9 protein-coding genes are annotated in these 21,190 nt (G+C 55.7%); 7 read left to right on the forward strand and 2 right to left on the reverse strand.

Going from position 1 to position 21,190, the window contains the following annotated elements:
* Positions 1–715: 715 nt before the first annotated feature.
* Entirely contained in the window at positions 716–1,591 is an 876-nt protein-coding gene (locus HC231_RS07610) for a MurR/RpiR family transcriptional regulator (RefSeq protein ID WP_208230453.1), read from the forward strand.
* Between the two features lie 339 nt (positions 1,592–1,930).
* Here the strand turns inward: HC231_RS07610 and iolB are convergent, their stop codons facing one another.
* Together iolB and HC231_RS07620 are read right to left on the reverse strand one after the other, a co-directional pair.
* On the reverse strand, positions 1,931–2,752 hold the full coding sequence (gene iolB, locus HC231_RS07615; protein ID WP_208230454.1) for a 5-deoxy-glucuronate isomerase: 822 nt from the start codon (positions 2,750–2,752) through the stop codon (positions 1,931–1,933).
* Positions 2,753–3,080: 328 nt separating this feature from the next.
* Positions 3,081–4,592, reverse strand: coding sequence for a CoA-acylating methylmalonate-semialdehyde dehydrogenase (locus HC231_RS07620; protein WP_208230455.1), 1,512 nt, complete (start codon positions 4,590–4,592; stop codon positions 3,081–3,083).
* 770 nt (positions 4,593–5,362) lie between these two features.
* Here HC231_RS07620 and HC231_RS07625 point away from each other — a divergent pair.
* The 6 genes from HC231_RS07625 (at position 5,363) to HC231_RS07650 (ending at position 20,996) form a co-directional block, all read left to right on the forward strand.
* Positions 5,363–7,291 (forward strand): bifunctional 5-dehydro-2-deoxygluconokinase/5-dehydro-2-deoxyphosphogluconate aldolase, encoded by a 1,929-nt coding sequence (locus tag HC231_RS07625; RefSeq protein ID WP_208230456.1) that lies wholly within the window; start codon positions 5,363–5,365, stop codon positions 7,289–7,291.
* A gap of 868 nt (positions 7,292–8,159) precedes the next feature.
* Positions 8,160–9,164 carry an inositol 2-dehydrogenase gene (gene iolG / locus HC231_RS07630; protein WP_208230457.1) on the forward strand — a complete coding sequence of 335 codons (1,005 nt, stop codon included), beginning with the start codon at positions 8,160–8,162 and terminating at the stop codon, positions 9,162–9,164.
* Position 9,165: 1 nt separating this feature from the next.
* A complete protein-coding gene (locus HC231_RS07635; protein ID WP_208230458.1) occupies positions 9,166–10,125 on the forward strand; it encodes a sugar phosphate isomerase/epimerase family protein in 960 nt (319 codons plus the stop codon).
* A 296-nt stretch (positions 10,126–10,421) separates the two neighbouring features.
* Positions 10,422–10,913 (forward strand): acetamidase/formamidase family protein, encoded by a 492-nt coding sequence (locus HC231_RS07640; RefSeq protein WP_208230459.1) that lies wholly within the window; start codon positions 10,422–10,424, stop codon positions 10,911–10,913.
* A gap of 294 nt (positions 10,914–11,207) precedes the next feature.
* The gene (lpxL, locus tag HC231_RS07645) at positions 11,208–12,131 is read left to right on the forward strand and encodes an LpxL/LpxP family Kdo(2)-lipid IV(A) lauroyl/palmitoleoyl acyltransferase (RefSeq protein WP_208230460.1); all 924 of its coding nucleotides are present in this window, start codon (positions 11,208–11,210) and stop codon (positions 12,129–12,131) included.
* 273 nt (positions 12,132–12,404) lie between these two features.
* Positions 12,405–20,996, forward strand: a complete 8,592-nt coding sequence (locus HC231_RS07650; RefSeq protein WP_208230461.1) for a glycoside hydrolase family 94 protein — start codon at positions 12,405–12,407, stop codon at positions 20,994–20,996.
* The last annotated feature ends 194 nt before the right edge of the window (positions 20,997–21,190 follow it).

Below are 21,190 nucleotides of genomic sequence, written 5' to 3' on the forward strand. Positions count from 1 at the left end.
GCCTGCGGGAGATCCCGCCGGTCAGGATAACCTCTGGCCGTAAAGGGATCTGAGAAAGACGTAGGGTTATGGTGTTGTGATTAATCGGGTGATGAAACCATGGCGCTATTATAAGGATTCCATTATTCAAAAAAATGGAAAATAAAATATAAATTTCATTTATGAGAGAATGGTCAAATATTGGAAATTTTGTTCTCCTTGCCGCGAAGGGCGAGCATAAGCCGTTTGGGCGCTCTTTTCTGTTGCTTTGGCGAAAAGCGCGTGCTTTATGCTAATTTTATTAGCACCTTATGTTGTGTGGGTTTTGAACGCAGTTTGAAGTAAAGGTTGCTTATCATAGGGATATGCTTAAAGGCAAAATGAAATTCAGGTGCTGCTATTCCATTATTAAGGGGTAAATGTTTCTATTTTTGGTGTGAAATGAAATTTAATTTTTTAAATCGCCGGCTGTCTGAACGGCTCCATTCCCTGGTTTGCCCGCATGGTTGGACGCGCTTTGCTCGGTTAATGAAACGGGCTGACGCCCGGCGGCAACAGGAACAGGCGTTCGGCGCGTAAATGATGATGGCGTTTAACCAAAGCGCGTCTTGCGCGCGCGCAAGCTTGATGCGTTTAATAAAATGACGAGATATTTTCAATAATAGGTTGATTTGAATTTTTCAATCGTAATAATCAAAGTCAGCGCTTTTGCTGAAATTTACGGTGTGCCGTTTTCATGACAACAACTTCTTCTTCCCAACTCTCGTCACTGCAGGATGATATTCGTAACCGCTACGATACGCTTAGTAAGCGATTGAAGCAGGTGGCGCGCTATATGCTGGATAATAGCAGCAGCATCCCCTTTGATACGATTGCCTCCATCGCCGAAAAAGCCAATGTTCCGCCCTCGACGCTGATTCGTTTTGCCAACGCGTTCGGGTTTGACGGTTTCAATGAAATGAAACAGGTATTTCGGCAGCATATGATGGAAGACACGGTCAGCTACACCGAACGCGCCCGGTTATTTCGCCAGACTGCCGGCAAAGAGGCCGATGCGCCGGAAACGCCGATGGAAATACTGAGCATGTTCAGCATGGTCAACAGTCTGGCGTTGCAGCAACTGCCGGGGCAGATCAAAGAAGAGGAGCTGTCGCGGGCGGTGAAACTTCTGGCGAACGCCAACACTATCTATGTTATCGGACTGCGCCGTTCTTTCAGCATCGCTTCTTATTTGACCTACGCCTTACGGCATCTGGAGCGGCGCGCGTTTCTCATCGACGGTCTGGGCGGCATGTTCGCCGAACAGCTGAGCATGGTGCAGCCTGATGACGTGGTGATCGCCATCAGTTATTCGCCATACGCCCAGGAAGTGGTGGAACTGGTTTCCATGGGGGCGAAAAGCGGGGCTAAGCAAATCGCCATTACCGATAGTCTGGTTAGTCCGCTGGCCGCGTTCAGCGAAGTCTGCTTTGTCGTGCGCGAAGCGCAGGTGGACGGATTCCGTTCCCAAATCTCTTCCATGTGTCTATCCCAGACGTTGATGCTGTCCCTGGCGATGCAAAGCGCCACCCATCTGTCCAGCGATCTGAACGGTACGAAAAAAAGCGGCTGATGCCCCGGTATCGCTCGTCCTGATAGCTAATCATCGCCCCTGGCTAGGGGCGTTCGCACCGTCGGCATCTAGCCTTATGACCCGGATACTCACGCACAGAAGCATCAGCGTTTTGCTAATGCCGTTTGCGGCGGTCAGAGATAGATGGCGCGAATACGCCGGGAGCTTTATGATGGCTAACGTATTGATTAAACTTAAAGAAGTTTGATGGCAAAGTGCGCCGAACGGCGACCGTTCCCACCGTTCAGGTTCCGTGGATAAGCTTGTCGGCAGTCTGAAATTCCCGCTTGCGCGGGAATCTCGGAGCCGTAGGCTGGGTAAGTGTTTATCCTGAAAGCGCTATGGCGCCTTGGGATACTCCGCTGAGTTGATCCAGGCGTGATCTTTTTCCCAGGTAAACTTCCATTTGCGCACCGGGCCGGCCATAACATTCAGATAATAACTGTCGTAACCCGCGAGGGTCGCCACCGGATGATAGCCGCGCGGGACTTTTACCACATCGCGGTCATACACCGGCAAACATTCGTCAAGAGAGCGGTCGTCGGTGTAAACCCGCTGCAGGCAAAAACCCTGGGCAGGATCGAGACGATGATAATAGGTCTCTTCCAGATAGGTTTCATGCTCCGAATTTTCCGTATCATGTTTATGGCTGGGATAGGAGCTGGTGTCTCCTTCCGCGGTAAATACTTCCACCACCAGCAGGCTATCCGCCGGGTCGTTTTCCGGCAGGATATTATGAACCAGCCGCTTATTGCGGCCCTTGCCCCGTTGTTCCACTCCGACATCCACCGGAGCGATAAGCCGCGCCGGTAAATTGCCGTTGCCGGGGGCGCGGCAAACCGCGAGTTCCAAATCGGTCTGCGCGACGATATGCGCCTGGTCGTGATGAGGCACGTAAACCGAATAGGGCGGTATGCGTTCAAAAGGGCTCATACGTTTACCGATATCGCTGAATTCGGCATAACGGGTAGCGATGCTGGCCACTCCGGCCACCAGTACCAGACATAGCTCCTGGTCGCCGCTGTCGAGATCCAGCGTCTGTCCTTTTTTAAGCAGGTAGGCGTCAAAACCGACATAGCGCCAGCCGGCGTTGGCCGGGGTTATGTGCTGGATACGCCCGCTGGCGTCCCCTGGATGGTACTTTGATAGTAATGTGCTCACGCAATCCTCCTGTCCAATTCAACTTCGCCCCAGCGCCTCCGTCCCGATGCCCCGGCCGGACGGGCTTACGGCCGGCTAAGGCGGATGACGGATCGTGGCGAACGTTGTCGAAATTTCTATTTATCACCATATCTTCATGGAATAAATATTTCAAATTAATCTTTATGAAATTTTAATTTAATGGGAGGCGCCGCACAGTTTTGCCGGACAAGCCGAAATGAAGGGAAAATCGGGGGAAGGAGCGGATAGCGCAATTATTGAGACGCTTCGCAAATGGGGCAGTCAAATGACCGCCCCGTAATGCAGAAGCCTGAATCAGTATTACTGATTAAATCGTACCGTCCCAGGAATCCACTTTCTCGCGTTTACGCTCTTCCTCGTCAAACCAGCGGCTAGTGACGCACTTGGTTTCGGTATAAAAGCGCATGCCGTCTTTGCCCAGGCAATGAAGATCGCCGAAAAATGAGTTCTTATGGCCAGAGAAGGGGAACACGCCGACCGGCACCGGAATACCCACGTTGATGCCCACCATGCCGCCGTGAGTCCGTTTCTGGAATTCCCTGGCATAATGGCCGTTCTGCGTGAAGATCACCGAACCGTTGGCGAGCGGATTCCGGTTCATGACCTGCAGACCTTCTTCAAAGTTTTTCACCCGTTTGAAGCAGAGAACCGGTCCGAAAATTTCCTCGGTGCCGATGCTCATCTCCTCGGTTACGCGATCAAACAGCGTCGGACCGACGTAATAGCCGTTTTCAAAACCGTCCACTTGATAGCCGCGACCGTCCAGCACCAGTTCGGCGCCTTCTTCGATCCCTTTGGCGATCCAATTTTCCACCGATTTTTTATGTTCGGCGGAGATAACCGGCCCCATATCCGTCTCTTTGCTGTAACCCGGTCCAACCCTCAGCGCTTGCGCTTTTTCCAAAACGGCCGCAATCAGCCGATCGGCGATCTCTTCCTGCACCACGACCACCGGCAGCGCCATGCAGCGTTCTCCCGCGCAGCCGAAGGCGGCATTGATAATGCCCGCCGCGGTACGGGCGATGGGGGCGTCCGCCAGCACCAATGCATGGTTTTTCGCCTCGCACAGCGCCTGGACGCGTTTGCCGTGCGCCGCCGCTTTGGAGTAAACATGCAGACCCACCGAGGTCGAGCCGACGAAAGAGACGCCGTTGACATCGGGATGAGTCAGGAACAGATCGGCCTCGTTGCGCGAGCAGGTCACAATATTAATGACGCCGTCGGGGACGCCGGCTTCCTGATAAAGTTTGGCGATTTCCATACAGGTAATCGGCGTCATGCTGGCCGCTTTTAACACTATGGTATTGCCGGAAGCGATACACAGCGGAGCCATCCAGCCCATGGGGATCATGGCGGGGAAATTGAACGGCACGATACCGGCGAATACCCCGATCGGTTCGCGATAAAGGGTCGTATCGATTCCCGCCGAGGCGTCCATAAGGCTTTCGCCGGCCAATAGTGTCGGAATGGAACAGGCCAATTCCGTCCCTTCTTTGGCTTTCAGCACGTCCCCATGCGCATCGCCCCAGGCCTTGCCGTTTTCCTTGGCGACCAGTTCGGTTAGGCGTTCTTCATGTTTAATCAGCAGCTCGCGCACTTGAAACATGATCTGCGCGCGCTTGATCGCCGGGGTGTTCGACCAGGCCGGGAATGCTTTACGGGCGGCGGCGATGGCGGCTTTAACTTCATCCTCGGTGCAGCAGGGCGCCTTGGCAATCACTTCGCCGGTGCTGGGGTTATGCACGTCCATAAAGCGGGTAGTTTTGGAATCAAGCCAGCGGCCGCCAACCAAATACTGCAATGTTTTTACTGTAGACATATCCATTCACTCCATATAGTAAAGCTCTCTTTCGTGTGCCAGGCGTCGTCATGCTCAACGGCTTTATATGCCCATCGTCTTTCCAGTCGCAGGCGTATCGGCTGCGTTACTCGGCTCTTCCCTGAACCTCGCCCGTAAAGGGCCAGCGCTTTGCGTTGTTCAAAACGGCAATGTTTTGGTCCCGCCTCTTGAAATCTACCGGGCATACCTTGGCTGCCATGCAGTCCTGCTGCTTATTTGAAAATCCTTACTCTCAGTGCTTCCCGTTTAGTCAGCGACCTGGCTTACCTCTGTATCTATCGGTCTGCGCTTTTTCGTCCGCCGGCCGGCTGATCACGTCTTTCAGCGCACTGGCGACACGGCGCCGGGGTTGGGTAAATGCATCGTGTGCTGTTGACGGCATTATAGGGATGTAATGTTTTATAAAAACCAACTTTAGAATAAAAATTCTATTTATGGGATGTTGATCAAAAAAATGAAATTTCCGTTTCTCAACGCGTTCCACTAAATGATGGAAGCGCCAAATTCCATTTAATCTGTATGTTTTTCAATGTGTTATTGTTTTAATGATGCGTTTGGTTATATTGCTTTGCGCTATTTTTACTTTTTTGAATAACTAGTAATATCAATGGTTTTTAATAAATTGGTCATATAGATGCTAGCAATATCATACTTTTCGTGAGGGTGGTTTGTTTTAATGCGATTGAAAATGAAATTTTTATTCCTCATAATGCTCTCAAACTTTATTCTTGATGAGGGGATTACATATTATGGGTACAGCGCAGCAGCAAAAGACGCTTGATGTCATTTGCATCGGGCGCATCGCGCTCGATTTGTATGGACAGCAAATCGGCTCCCGGCTGGAAGATATGACCACCTTTGCCAAATATCTGGGCGGATCGTCGGGAAATGTCGCTTATGGCACGGCGGTTCAGGGCCTGAAGTCCGGTATGCTGGCGCGGGTGGGCGACGAGCATATGGGCCGTTTCCTGCGCGAGGAGCTACAGCGCGCCGGCGTGGACACCAGCCACCTTATTACGGACAAAGAACGGTTGACGGCGCTGGTGATTTTAGGCGTAAAAGATCAGGAAACGTTTCCGTTGATTTTTTACCGCGATAACTGCGCGGATATGGCGTTGATCCCCGAGGATATCGACGAGGACTACATCGCCTCCAGCCGGGCGGTGGCGATAACCGGCACTCATCTTTCCCATCCCAATACCCGCGCCGCGGTGCTCAAAGCGCTGGAGTACGCTCAGCGCCATGGGCTGCGCCGGGCGCTGGATATCGACTACCGGCCGGTGCTTTGGGGGCTCACCACTCTTGGGGACGGCGAAACCCGGTTTATCTCCTCCGAGCGGGTTACCCGTGAATTACAGGACGTGCTGCACCACTTCGATTTGATTGTCGGCACCGAAGAGGAATTCCATATTGCCGGCGGCAGCACCGATACGCTGACGGCGCTGCGCAATGTCCGCCAGGTTAGTCAGGCGACTCTGGTTTGCAAGCGCGGCGCGCAGGGATGTTCGGTATTTGAAGGGGCGATCCCGGCCGGCTGGGATGAGGTGGCGCTCTTCAGCGGCGTCCGGGTGGACGTATTGAACGTGCTCGGCGCGGGAGATGCCTTTATGTCCGGTCTGTTGCGCGGCTATATGAACGACGAAGGGTGGGAGCAAGCCTGCCGTTACGCCAATGCTTGCGGCGCGCTGGTGGTGTCCCGCCACGGTTGTGCGCCGGCGATGCCGACCCGCCTTGAACTTGACGACTATCTGTCGCGTGAGAAATCGGTGCCGCGGCCGGATAAAGATGTGCGGTTGAATCATCTGCACCGTGTGACTACCCGCAAGCGGCAGTGGCCTGAGCTATGCGTATTCGCATTCGATCACCGCAAGCAATTGGCGGATATGGCCCATGCCGCCGGACGGGATGAGAGCGATATTCCCCGTCTGAAACTGCTGTTGCTGCAAGGGGCGCGGGACGCCGCCGCCGAAGCGGGGTTGAAAAATAACAGCGGCATCCTGGCGGACACGACATTCGGCCAGGCGGCCCTTAACGATATCACCGGCCAGGGCTGGTGGATCGGGCGTCCGATAGAGCTGCCTGGGTCACGGCCGCTGCGTCTGGAACATGGCGACATCGGCTCGCAGCTGGTGGGATGGCCGCAGGAGCACGTGGTGAAATGCCTGGTGTTTTATCATCCCAAGGATAGCGAGGCGATGCGGCTGGAGCAGGAAGCGCTAATCTCCGAGGTCTATCATGCCTGCTGCCAGTCCGGCCATGAACTGCTGCTGGAAGTGATCCTTCCAGAGGACAATCCGGACCGGGATGAAAGGTATTATAGCGAGATCCTGTCGCGTTTTTATGCGCTGGGGATCCTGCCGGACTGGTGGAAACTGCCTCCGTTGTCTCCGGCCGGCTGGCGGGATATCGGCCAGATTATCGAACGCAATGACCCTTACTGCCGGGGCGTGGTGATTCTGGGACTGGATGCGCCGGAAGCCTCCTTGAAAGCAGGATTCGCGGCGGCGGCAGACGCGCCCTGGGTGAAAGGATTCGCGGTAGGCAGAACGATTTTTGGCGAACCGGCCACCAAGTGGTTTAAGGGCGAGCTGGATGACGCCCAAGTGGTAGATGCAGTGAAACAGAATTTCCTCAAGCTTATCGGTTACTGGCGGATTTATCGCCCCGAAGCCCTCTGAGGCGTAATACCATAAAATGTCTTCGCGCGGGGGAACATCGTTTTCCCGCGCAAACCTCTTCTCTCCTATAGCCGGCCCCGCTCTTCGCGCATAATTTATGGCTGCGGGCGGCGTTGTCATGCGGGCATCAATGTAATCGCTCCCGCTCTCAATGGGGCTATATTCCCCGATTTATGAAATAATAATTTCATAAAGGAAATTGCGATTTCCATCGAAAATATTTTTATCCGTGGTTTTCGCCAATAAAAAAACACTGGTTCGCTATTTATGACGACGATATTCGCCAGGCTATCCGATAGGGCGCGGCATCGCTGTTCAGATCCGCCATCACCGCCGGAATGTGGCCTGGAACGGGCATCTCATCGCTGCGGCTATCCCGTAATATCTTACCGATCCGGCTAAAAACGGATCTTTCCCTGGCGCATTGAAATGCGTGGCGGATCGGCTGATGAAAAATGGCCTAACGTTTCCAATAGTTTGATCTTTCTCTCATAATAAAATTATTTTTCCATAAACCAATTTTGTGAAATTTTAATGTGTATATACTCATTTCATACTTTAATGCGGGACGAGGATTCGGTCTGGCATCAAGTCAACGTTTTGAGCCGTTGTGCATTGTTTTGAGCAGTTGTGCATTGCGCCGGATGATTCGCACCGGTAGCCGGCATTCATCCCGCTACAGGTGGAAGTTATACCGAAAACAATGATTTATGGTTGTCTCAATTTATTAGGTAATTTCAATTGGTTGAATGTCGGCGGTGTTAAGGCTTCTGATTTCGGGCGTATTCAGCCGGGTATAGCGATGAAACCGTAGGGTCAGAATATTTACACCCATTTATGGAACTAATTTTTTATTGTGAGGATCATTATGTTGAAAATTGCATTATTAGGCGCCGGGCGTATCGCTAAGATCCATGCTAATAATATCCATGCACATCCTGATTCAACGCTGTATTCCGTTTCCGATATTAGCGACGATGCCGCCCAGTCGTTGGCCGGTCAGTATCAGGCCAAGGTTCTCTCCGTTCAGGAAGCGATAAATCATCCCGATGTGGATGTTGTATTGGTCGCGACATCGACGGAAACCCATGCCGAGTTCTCTTTGCTGGCGGCGAGAGCCGGCAAGGCGATTTTCTGTGAAAAACCCATTGATTTGAATATTGAGCGCGTGAGAGCGTGCGTGGCTGAAATCAAGCAGCTTGGCGTGCCTTTCATGATCGGCTTCAACCGCCGTTTCGATCCGAATCACGCGCATCTGCATCGCGCATTGCGTGCGGGTGAAATCGGCGAGCTGGAACATCTGCAAATCAGCTCCCGCGATCCGTCGCCGTTGCCGGATGATTATTTGCTGGCATCCGGCGGTATGTTCAGGGATATGACCATCCATGATTTCGATATGGCGAGATTCCAGCTTGGCGAAGAGCCAGTTTCCGTTTCGGCAATCGCTTCCGCGCTGGTCAGCCCCTCGGTAAAAGCGGTCGGCGATATCGATACGGCGGTCATCACATTGCAAACAGCCTCTGGAAAGATTGCGGTGATCAACAACAGCCGGCGGTCAGGTTACGGCTATGATCAGCGGATTGAGGCTCATGGCCAGAAAGGAGCCTTGCGCGTTGATAACGTCCCCACGACGACACTGGTCAAACTTACCGAAGAAGGCGGCGTACAGGCGCAGAAACCGCTGCACTTTTTCCTGGAACGCTATCACGATGCATTCAAGGATGAATGGAATGCATTTATTACCGCGCTCAAGACCAAGACACCGATGCCCACCACGGCCAGCGACGGTTTGAAAGCATTAATGCTTGCCGAGGCGGCGATCGAATCTCTGAAAACACAGAAGGTTGTTAATGTCTCATTAGAAGGGATTTAACATGAAACTGGGTATCGTGTCAGACAGCCTTAGCCAGCTTGCAACGGATGAGGTCATTAAAACGGCGGCGGAATTGGGGTTGACCCGCATTGAATTCGCGACGGGAAACTGGTCGACCGCGCCGCATCTTAATCTTGAAGCGCTGTTGGCGAGCGCGTCGGCCCGGTCGGAATTAAAAAGCAAACTCAATGATTATGGGTTGACCATCTCCGCCCTGAACGCAAACGGCAACCAGCTGCATCCCGGCGAGTCCGGGACCAAACACGCGGAATGCGTTGATAAGTCTATTCAGCTTGCATCGCTGCTTGAGGTTGAAAATGTAGTCATGATGTCTGGATTGCCGGCGGCGCCGGGGGATAGCTATCCTAACTGGATCGTATGCGCATGGCCGCCTGAAACCCAGGTTATTCTGGAGCACCAGTGGGATGTCGCGAAGAACTACTGGCAGGGGCTGTCGCAGGCCGCCAGGGAGCGCGGCGTTAAACTCTGCATTGAGTTGCACAGCCAGCAACTGGTCTATAACCTGCCGTCATTTTACCGCTTAAGGGATATAACGGGCGATATCGTCGGTATTAACCTCGATCCCAGCCATATCCTCTGGATGGGCGGCGATCCCATCGCCCTTATCCGTGAGGCCGGGAACATGATCTATCATGTTCATGCTAAAGATACCTATATCGATCGTTACAACCGGGCCACCACCAGCGCGCTGGATAACCGTCCGATGACGATGAGTAGGGAAAGAAGCTGGTCTTATGTCACGCTCGGTTATGGGCAGCCGGAAGATTGGTGGAAAGAGTTTTGCTATACGCTGGCGCATTTTTCCAACCCTGAGCTGACGTTGAGCATCGAGCATGAAGATATGAATTTGTCCTGCATGGAAGGGGTTAAAAAGTCAGTGGATCTTTTGCAACGGACTGCAATGTTTGAGCCTTCTGATTACCAACTGCCCGCCATTTAATTCCGGAGTAAATACGGTTGGCCGGCGTCTTGTAGTGAAAACCGGCCTGATGGATGCCGCGGAGCTTTGATAGCCTTAATTTCCGCGCCCAGTAACGGCGAATTATCGTAGGTTCAAAGCCTTTATCGATGCTTGATAAGGGCTTTTCATTTTTTCATATCGCCAAACCGCCAAACCGCTCTAAATTTCCGCATAGGACAATATTCCATTCTGTATTCCCCAACGTTTCGCAGAGTTTCTCTATTTGCTGAAATACCTGCAGGTTTATCGCTGAATAACCCTGGTTAAATGTAAATTTGTTTCACTATCTGGGTACGGCGGGCGTCGCCCCCAATGTTCCCGGCCGCGTGAGCACCGTTCCGCCGGGAGAGCATGGCGGCAATATTGATAACTGGCGTATCGGCGCCGGCGCGACCATGTACTATCCGGTGCAGGTGCCGGGCGCGCTGTTTTCCATCGGCGATCCGCATATTTCTCAGGGCGACGGTGAAATTAGCGGTACGGCCATTGAAGCCTCCCTGAATGTCATCATGCAGATAAAGGTGCGCAAAGACTTCCACTTTCCGTCGCCGCTGCTGGAAACCGCGGATTTCTTTATTACCCATGGCTTTAACGAAGATCTTGATTTGGCCATGCGCCAGGCGAGCGTCAACATGCTGTCGCTGCTGAGCGACCATTTCGGCATGACGCGTGATGATGCCTATTCGCTGATGAGCGTGGTGGTGGATGGCCGGCAAGGGGTGCACGCGAAAATTTCGCGCACGCTGCTCAAAGCGCGTATCGCCTGAGATAAATATGCGCGATGCGCCAGCGGACGGACGCATCGCCATTAAGCGTTAACCTGCCCGTATTGATCTGATGGATCGCCGCTTATAAGCGGCCGTCGGCCGAAAGTTGAATTAACCCACCTCAATGGAGTCTAAATTGCGATACCGAACCCCTTTCACTCAGAAGGGAAGAAAAAGGCTTCCAATCGGTAAATCGCAGCTATCGCAGCTTATGGCAATCTCGCGTTCATAAAAGCGTGTTATTTAAATGATGCCGTGAAAGACTGCATGCTAATAATTAGAGACATAGACTCTATGCTTAATACCCAGGAAAAATTTTCACACTATGCCCATCCCCGGCACTGGTCATTATGGTTTGGACTGGGGGTACTGTTTTTTCTGGTCCAGTTGCCTTATCCCGTACTGGTAAAGTTGGGCGGCTGGTTAGGACGCCAGTCGATGTATTTCTTAAAAAGACGTGTGGCGATCGCCAGACGTAATCTGGAACTCTGTTTTCCTGACGACGACGCGCGGCAAATCAATGCCAAATTAACCGATAATTTCTCCTCCCTCGGCATAGGGCTGATGGAAACGGGCATGGCGTGGTTCTGGCCCGACAAACGGATAAAAAAGTGGGTTGAGGTGATCGGGCTGGCAAATTTGCAGGAAGCGGAGAACAAGCGGCGCGGAGTGATCGTTATCGGCGTCCATTTTATGACGCTCGAACTTCATTTCCGCATGCTGGGGCATTGTAAGCCGATGACGGTGATGTATCGGCCGCACAACAGCAAAATCATGGAACTGGTGCAAAAGAGGGGACGTTCAAGGTCAGGGAATGAACTGGTCAGCCGGAAGAAACTGGTTGGCATGGTGCATAAATTAAAACGCGGCGGCGTCGTTTGGTTCGCCCCCGATCAGGACTATGGCCCCAAGGGCAGCGTATTCGCGCCATTTTTCGGCGTAGAGCGGGCGGCGACCACCAACGGCACTTTCATTATCTCTAAACTGGCCAGACCGGAGCTGGTGACCGCGGTGGTGATCCGTAAACCCGGCGGTCAGGGATATCAATTGAATATCTCTTCCCGGCTGGAAAATTATCCCTATGATGACAATCTGGCCGCCGCCAGCTATATCAACCGGGTTATCGAATGTGAGATCATGAGGGCTCCCGATCAATATCTCTGGCTGCACCGGCGTTTTAAAACCCGTCCGGCTGGCGAGTCATCCTTGTATATTTAATTGATTCGATAAATACCATTAATATGATGGCGTTGCCCGAAGCGTTCCGATCCGCTTCGCTGTTATATTCAACGGCCGGACATTTTATCGACTACACTTGTCTTCTCTCTATACGCTTTTCTTAAATGTCGCTCCCGACATGAGCGAATTCGAATCGTTGACGCATTTCCCATACTAAGTGCCGACATGCCTGCGCCAATAAGGTTTGCCAGCTTTCTGGACGTTACCTTCAATATGCCTGCGCGGATTTTACGTTCAGGCTAAAAGGCGATTATGAAAATATCTCCTCGCGCGCTTATTTTTCTGCGCAAAGCCCCGCCGATCTGGCATGACATTCTGCCGGTAAGAGGCGAACTGTTTGGCATGGAACGCTTGGAACAGCATGGCCGCACGCTTGCGGCCGCACAGCCTGTAACCCTGTCGCCGCCCGCCGTCATGTCTTTACACCATCGCCTGAATGATAATGCCAAAGTGCTATTGGCCGCTTACCGCGCCAGCGCCGCCGAGCTGGAAAAAGGCGGCAGCGTGGTCCCGGCCGCGGAGTGGTTATTGGACAACTACCATCTGGTCGCCGCGCAGATTCGGGAAATTCGTGAAGATCTTCCCCCGCGCTATTACCAACAGTTGCCTAAATTATCGCAGGGGCCGTTTGTGGGTTATCCCAGGGTTTTTGGCCTGGTATGGGCTTTCATCGCCCATACGGACAGCCATGTCGATCCTGAAGCGTTGCGCCGGTTCATTATGGCGTATCAGGGCGTGCAGCCGCTGACGATAGGGGAACTGTGGGCGGTAGCCATTACCCTGCGCATTGTGTTGATAGAAAATCTGCGCCGTCTGGCCGATCAGATGACCGCCGGACGCAGCGCGCGCGCCGAGGCCGAGCTGGCGGCGAATAATCTTTTGCAAGCGGACGACGGACAGGCCGCCCTGGCGAAGGAGATTGCCCGTCATAGCGGCGCGCCGCTATCCGAAACGTTCGCGGCGCAGCTGGTAAAGCGGTTACGCGATCAGGATCCGCGCACCACCCCCGCGCTGGGGTGGCTGGAACAGCGTTTGAACCAGCAGGGGAGTTCGACGGACGAGGTCGTGCAAAATGCGCAGCAGCGTCTGGGGGTATCTAACGTCACCGTGCGCAATATTATCACCAGTATGCGGCTGATTTCCGATATTGACTGGGCGACGTTTTTTGAACGCGTCAGTCTGGTGGACGCGCGCTTGCGGCACGGCAGCGCGTTTGCGCAGATGGATTTTATCACGCGTAATCTCTACCGCAGCGCCATCGAACAGCTTGCCCGCCAGGCGGCCTGCACGGAACTGGATATTGCCGAAAAGGCGTTATCGCTGGCGAACAACGCGCCCGATGGGATGGCTAGCGACGATCTTGACGATCGCAGGCGTGAGCCGGGATATTACCTGATCGCGGAAGGGCGGCCGCAGCTTGAAGCGCTCATCGGATTTCGGCCCAGACCATTACTGCGTTTCAACCGCTTGACGCTGCGTCTGGGCGCGGCGGGCTACCTGGGCGCTATCGGGCTGTTCACCGCGCTGCTGCTTGGCGGCGCGCTATTCGTGCTGTCCGCTTCGTCCGTCTCAACCATCTGGCTGGCGGCTATCGGCCTTATCTGCCTCATTCCGTTCTCTGAAGTCGCCACGGCCTGGGTTAACCGGCTGGCGGCCTGGCTGTTCGGCGCCGCGCCGCTGCCGGGGCTGGAATTTCTGCAAGGCGTGCCGACGCATTGCCGAACGATGGTGGCGATCCCCACTTTGCTCTCCAGCGAGCAGGATATTCTGCAACAGGTAGAGCAGTTGGAAGTGCATTATTTGTCCAGCGGACTGGGGGATATGACCTTCGCCCTGCTGACGGACGGCGTTGACGCCGAAACGGAAACCCTGGCCGGCGATAGCCTCCTGCTGAAGCGGGCGGCCCAGGCGATACGGCAGCTTAATCACCGCTATGGCGCTGGGGAGGCCGGCGATCGCTTTTTACTGCTGCACCGCAGAAGACAGTTCAATCGCGGTGAAAACGTGTGGATGGGGTGGGAGCGTAAACGGGGGAAACTGCATGAGCTTAACCGGCTATTGCGCGGCGCCGCCGATACCAGTTTTATCCCGGTCGAGGGGCTTGCCGTTGGCGTTCCGGCCGATGTCCGCTATGTGATTACGTTGGATGCGGATACCCGTCTGCCCAGAGACGCGGCCTTAAAGCTGATTGGCAAAATGGCGCATCCGCTTAACCAGCCCCGCTGGGATGCCGGCGGGCGGCGCATCGTCGCCGGTTATGCCATTTTGCAGCCCCGAATTACGCCTTCGCTGCCTGCGGGACATGAAGGATCGCTGTATCAGCGTATTTTTTCCGCGCCGGGAGGCATCAATCCTTATGAGGCCGCGGTGTCCGATGTCTATCAGGATCTGTTCGGCGAGGGCTCCTATACCGGCAAAGGGATTTACGACGTCGATGCCTTTGAGCGGGCGTTACGGGATCGCATTCCTGAAAACAGCCTGCTGAGCCACGATCTGTTTGAAGGCATTTATGCCCGTTCGGGGCTGGCCTCGGATGTTGAACTGGTCGAGGCGTTTCCTTCCCGCTACGACGTTATCGTGCAGCGGCAACACCGCTGGACGCGCGGCGACTGGCAACTGCTGCCGTGGCTGCTGGGATTGGCGCGCACGGATTCCGGCAAGGCGGCGCGGATATCCGCGGTCGGGCGCTGGAAGATGATCGATAATTTACGCCGGGCGTTATTAGCGCCCAGCCTGCTTTTGATGCTGTTGTTTTGCGGCGTGCTGCCGTTATCGCTGGCGTGGAAAGGCTTTGTCATGGCGCTGCTGGTGCTGGCGTTTCCCGCCTGTCTGCCCGCGGTATGGGATATGGTTTCCCGCTGCTGGCGGGGGCTGACGAGGCAGCAGCCGTTTAATCAAAGCCGCCCTTTCCGGCGCCTGTTCGGCGATCTCAAGCTGGCGTTTATGCAGGTTTTTCTCTCGCTGGCGTTTCTTGCCGACCATAGCTGGCGGGCGCTGGACGCCTTGATTCGCACGCTGATCCGCTTGACCGTCACCCGGCGGCGTCTGTTGGAATGGACGACGGCCGCTCAGTCGGGGCGGCGTCCGCGGCTGACGCTGGCGGGATTTTATCGGCGGATGCTGGGCGGTCTGTTGCTCAGCGTGGCGACAGTGGGATGCGCGCTGGCGATATCGCCCGCCAATTGGCCGCTTTGGCTGCCGCTCGCGCTGCTGTGGCTGGCGGCGCCGGCGCTGGCGCTGTGGGTTAGCCGGGTACGTCCGATTACGCGGCAGGAAAATATTGATGAATCCGACAAGCTATTGTTGCGGCTAACCGCCCGGCGAACCTGGCGTTTTTTTGAAACCTTCGTCACCGAACAGGAACACCACCTGCCGCCGGATAATTTTCAGGAGCAGCCTAAACCGGTTGTCGCTCACCGAACCTCGCCGACCAATATCGGCCTGTATTTACTCTCCACGGTGGCGGCGCGGGATTTCGGCTGGCTCGGCATCGTCAATACCCTTGAACGCCTGGAAGCGACCTTGGCCACGATGGATCGGCTGCAACGTTTTAAAGGCCATTTTCTTAACTGGTATGACACGCGGGATCTGCAAACGTTGCCGCCGGCCTATGTCTCTTCCGTTGATAGCGGAAATCTGGCCGGCGACCTGATCGCGCTGGCGAATGCCTGCGAGCTATGGCGGGAAGCGAACTGGGATCAGAATATCCGCGAGCCGTTGGCCGACCACCTTCAACTGATTCGCGAGTCGCTGCCGCTGCGCCAGGAAACGCAGGGAGAAGCGGTGTTGCTCCAGCGGTTGGGCAAACTTGACGCGCTGTTGAACAGCAGCCTGCCGCCGGAACGTCTGTTATCGGAATCGGTTTTGCAGTTGGATCAGCTCTTGCTGCGCGCTAATGCGCTATTGCCGCAATGCGTTGATGAGCCCCTCGCCGAACCGCTTTTCTGGATGAACGCAACCCGGTTGATGTTGATGGCGCATGAAAAAGAGCGGATCTGTTCCGTTATTGAGCGCGAGGCGTTGAACGCGCGTTTGCAGACGCTGGCTTCCCGCTCGCGCCAAATGGCGATGGAGATGGATTTCGCGTTTCTTATCGATCCTGAGCGTAAGCTGCTGTCGATCGGCTATTTGATGGCGGAAAATCAGCTTGATGTTAGTTGCTATGATCTGCTGGCGTCCGAAGCCCGGCTCGCCAGCCTGTTTGCCATCGCCAAAGGCGATGCCGGCACGCGCCACTGGTTTCGTCTTGGACGCGCGGCGGCGCTGACCGGTCGCGGGGCGGCGCTTATGTCGTGGTCCGGTTCGATGTTCGAATATCTGATGCCGTCGTTGGTGATGCGCGCGCCGGTGGGGAGTTTGCTGGAGCAGACGACGCGCCTGATCGTTGCGCATCAGCAGGCTTACGGCCGCATCTTATCGGTTCCCTGGGGCATTTCCGAATCCGCCTATAACGCCCGCGATATAGATTTTACCTATCAGTATTCGAATTTTGGCGTGCCAGGGTTGGGGTTAAAGCGTGGTCTGGCGGATAACCTGGTGGTGGCGCCTTATGCGACCGGGTTGGCGGCCATGGTCGATCCGCTCGCCGCCTGCCAAAACTATCAGCGCTTGGCGGGGATAGGGGCTTCGGGCCGTTACGGTTTCTATGAAGCGCTCGATTTTACCCCTGCGCGGCTGCCGGAAGGGAAAAAGGTGGCCATCGTCTACAGTTTTATGGCGCACCACCAAGGGATGACGCTGGTGGCGATCGCCAACACCCTGCATGACGGCAATATGCGCAGCCGTTTTCACCGCGAACCGATGATCCAGTCCTGCGAGCTGCTGTTGCAGGAAGGGCTGCCAGCGCACGTCGCTATCGCCGAACCGCAGCCGGACGATGTGAAAGCCAGCGGGGAAGAAAACCGCAATGAAGCCGCCGCGTTGCGGCGTTTTTCCGCCACGCCCGCCGGAGCGCCGATCACCCATTTACTTTCCAACGGCCGCTATGCGGTAATGCTGACCACCACCGGATCCGGCTATAGCCGCTGGCGTGAGCTGGCGGTTACGCGCTGGCAGGAAGACGTCACGCGCGATAGCTGGGGCAGCTTTGTGCTGTTGCGCGATATGCGCAGCGGCCGGATCTGGTCTGCCGGCGAACAGCTTCAGTTAAGCGAATCGGCGGGCAATCTCCCGGCGCCGTCCGGTATTATCAGCGGCAAAACCGGCGCGCCGGTGCACCGCTATGATGTGGTGTTCGGGGAGGATCATGCCTCTTTCGTTCGCCATGAAAAGACGTTGACCACCCGGCTGGACGTGCTGGTGTCCGGGGAAAGCGATGGCGAAGTGCGGCGGGTAACCCTGACCAACAGCGGACGGCGGCAGCGGGATATTGAGCTAACGTCCTACGCGGAGATCGTGCTGGCGCCTCCGGCGGCCGACAGTGCGCATACCGCTTTTTCCCGGCTGTTTGTGCAGACGGAATATCTGGAAGAATTCTCCGCGTTGATTGCCGCCCGGCGGCCGCGCTCGCCGCATGAACAGCCGGTCTGGGCGGCGCATTTCGTGGTGCTGGAAGGCGCGATCGGCGGCAAGATGCAGTATGAGTCGGACCGGGCCAAGTTTATCGGCTATGGCAAGTCGGTTATGACCGCCGATGCCATTTTAGGCCATCAGCCGTTATCCAATACCACCGGAACCGTGCTCGATCCGATCTTTTCACTGCGTCAGCAGGTGAGTATTCCCGCGGGCAAAACCATTCGTCTGGCGTTTTGGACCGTGGTCGCCGCTTCCCGCGACGAGCTGATTGATGTGATTGATAAGCACCACGATCGCAGCGCCTATGAACGCGATAAAACCTTTGCCTGGACTCAGGCCCAGGTGCAGTTGCGCCACCTGGGCGTGAAGACCGAGGAAGCCGCGGAATTTCAGCGTCTGGCGGCCCCGGTGCTGTATGCCGATCCGCGTTTCCGGGCGCCTTCCGAATCGATCGTTAACGGCGCGGGAATGCAATCCGGCCTGTGGCCGATGTCCATTTCGGGCGATCTGCCGATTGTGCTGTTACGCATTGATGATATTGACGATATGGCGCAGGTTCACCAGTTGCTGCGGGCGCATGAATACTGGCGTCTGAAGCTGCTGAACGTGGATCTGGTGATCGTTAATGAGCGCTCATCCTCTTATATTCAAGACTTGCAGATCGCCATCGAAACGGCGATCCGCAGCAGTCAGTCAAGGCCCAGATTGGGAAGCGCGTCAGCGCGCGGCGAGGTCTTTGCGCTGCGCGCGGATTTAATGTCGGCGGAGTCCAGGGCTTTGTTGTTATCGGTTGCCCGGGTCTCGTTGCTTGCCCGCCGGGGGCCGCTCTCTCGCCAACTGGCGTTAATCCCTTATTCGCCGCCTCAGCCGCGCCTGCCGCATACGCTGAAGCCGAGCGCGCCGGACAGCGCGCCGCAGCTTGAGGAGCTTGAATTTTTTAACGGCATCGGCGGGTTCGCCCGCCAGGGACGCGAATATGTCACGGTGCTGGATGCCGAACACGCCACGCCCGCGCCGTGGATCAATGTCATTGCCAATCCCACATTCGGATTTCAGGTGTCGGCGCAGGGCAGCGGATACACCTGGGCGGAAAACAGCCGTGAAAATCAGCTAACGCCCTGGGGAAATGACGCGGTGGTCGATCCCGGCGGTGAAGCGTTGTATGTGCAAGATGATGTCAGCGGCGTACTATGGACGCCGACGGCGTGGCCGATCAATGACGGCGGACGCTACACCGCCCGCCACGGATTTGGTTACAGCCAGTTTACCCATCAGGCCAATGACATTGAGCTGACGTTATTGCAGTTCGTTCCGCTGGCGGATCCGATAAAAATATCCCGTCTGCGATTGCGCAATACCTCCATGCAAGCGCGGCAGTTGACGATCACCGGCTATGCCGAGTGGGTGTTGGGGCCGTCGCGCAGCGGCAGCGCCCCTTATCTGTTAAGCCGGGTGGATGCGCAGACGGGAGCGATGCTGGTTAGCAATCCCTGGTCCGGCGGTTTCCCCGGACGCGTCGGCTTTGCCGATTTATCCGGTAAGCAGTTGTCGTTCACCGCCGACAGAACGGAATTCCTGGGGCGTAACGGGCATATGCGCTCGCCGGCCGCGCTGGCCCAGGGGCGAAGGCTATCCGGCAATACGGCGGCCGGATACGATCCCTGTAGCGCATTGCAGACGCGCATCAGCATAGAGCCAGGCGAGCAGGTGGAGATCGTCTGGCTTATCGGTCAGGACGCCAGCGTTGAGCAGGCCAGAAACCTGATTGAGAAGTACCGGGAGATCGACCTGGAGCAGATTTTGAGCGAGGTTGAAGCGCACTGGCTGGCGGTAACCGGCGCGATACAGGTTAAAACGCCGGACCGCTCGATGGATATCATGCTCAATGGCTGGCTGCTTTATCAGACGCTGTCCTGCCGTATTCAGGCGCGCTGTGGTTTTTATCAGGCGAGCGGGGCGTATGGCTTCCGCGATCAATTGCAGGACGGCATGGCGTTCACCTTTTCCCGCCCTCAGGAGACGCGGAGCCATCTGCTGCGGGCCGCCGGCCGGCAGTTCCCCGAAGGGGATGTGCAGCACTGGTGGCTGCCCCATTCCGGCGCCGGGGTCAGGACGCATATCTCTGACGATCGTGTCTGGCTGGCTTTCGCCACGGCGACTTACGTGCAGGTCACTCAGGACGACGGCGTGCTCGCCGAGCGAATCGGCTTTCTGGACGGGCCGCCCGTCGCGCCGGGCGAACATGACGCCTTCTTCCAGCCCATGCCGTCGGCCGAATCCGCCTCGCTGTTTGAACACTGCGCCCGCGGTCTGGATCAATGTCTGCTGTTGACCGGAGCGAACGGTTTACCGCTTATCGGCGGGGGTGACTGGAACGACGGCATGAACCGCGTCGGCGAGGGCGGAAAAGGCGAAAGCGTATGGCTTGGCTGGCTGCTGATTCGCACCATCGCCATCTTTGCCCCGCTGGCGGATACCCGTGACGCGGCGCGCGCCTCGCGCTGGCGCGCCCATGCCGAATCGGTGCGGCTCGCCATTGAACGTTCGGCGTGGGACGGCGCCTGGTATCGCCGCGCGACCTTTGATGACGGCGCCTGGCTCGGCAGCCGCGATAACGATGAGTGCGCTATTGATGCCATCGCTCAGTCATGGGCCGTGCTTTCCGGCGCGGCCGATCCCGAACGCGCGGCGACGGCGATGGCCTCACTGGAGGAACATCTGATTCGCCGGCAGGACGGTCTGGCTTTGTTGTTCACGCCGCCGTTCGATCGCACCGCTCACGATCCCGGCTATATCAAAGGCTATCCGCCCGGACTGCGCGAAAACGGCGGACAATACACCCATGCGGCGATGTGGTCGGTGCTGGCGTTCGCCCAATTGGGGCAAGGCAATAAGGCGGGGCAGCTGTTTGCCTTGCTTAACCCGATTAATCATGGCTCGACGCCGCAACAGGTTTCCCGCTACCGGGTTGAGCCGTATGTCATCGCCGCCGATGTTTATTCCGTGCCGCCGCATGCCGGGCGCGGCGGTTGGACCTGGTATACCGGTTCGGCCGGATGGATGTACCGGTCGGGCATCGAAGGCATTCTGGGTATCCGCCGGGAGGGCAATCACCTGCTGCTTAATCCTTGCATCCCGGATTATTGGCCGGAATTTGAGGCGGAAATCACCCTGGGGGAATGCCATTATCATATTTGCGTGATGAATGATAATCGCCGGTGCCGGGGAATTTTACGGGCAATATTGGATGATGCGCCAATACCGGTTGATGAAGGAAAGGTAAATATTGAATTAAAAAAAGGCGGCCATTATCTGACGCTGACGTTATAAGACGATGAATGGCATGGTTATCGAGGTCCGTTATTGATGTCCTGAATAATTCGGGCCGCAGGAGCGTTAAGCTCTCTGCGGCGGGAAATATGACGGGAATAACGGACGTTGATATATCTGGTTGATGTCCGCGATTTATTTTTCCTCGCCGGTTTTGCTGAATTATCAATTATTACATTTCCTGCATGAAGCTT

This window comes from Brenneria izadpanahii, assembly GCF_017569925.1.
Classification (GTDB): Bacteria; Pseudomonadota; Gammaproteobacteria; order Enterobacterales; family Enterobacteriaceae; genus Brenneria; species Brenneria izadpanahii.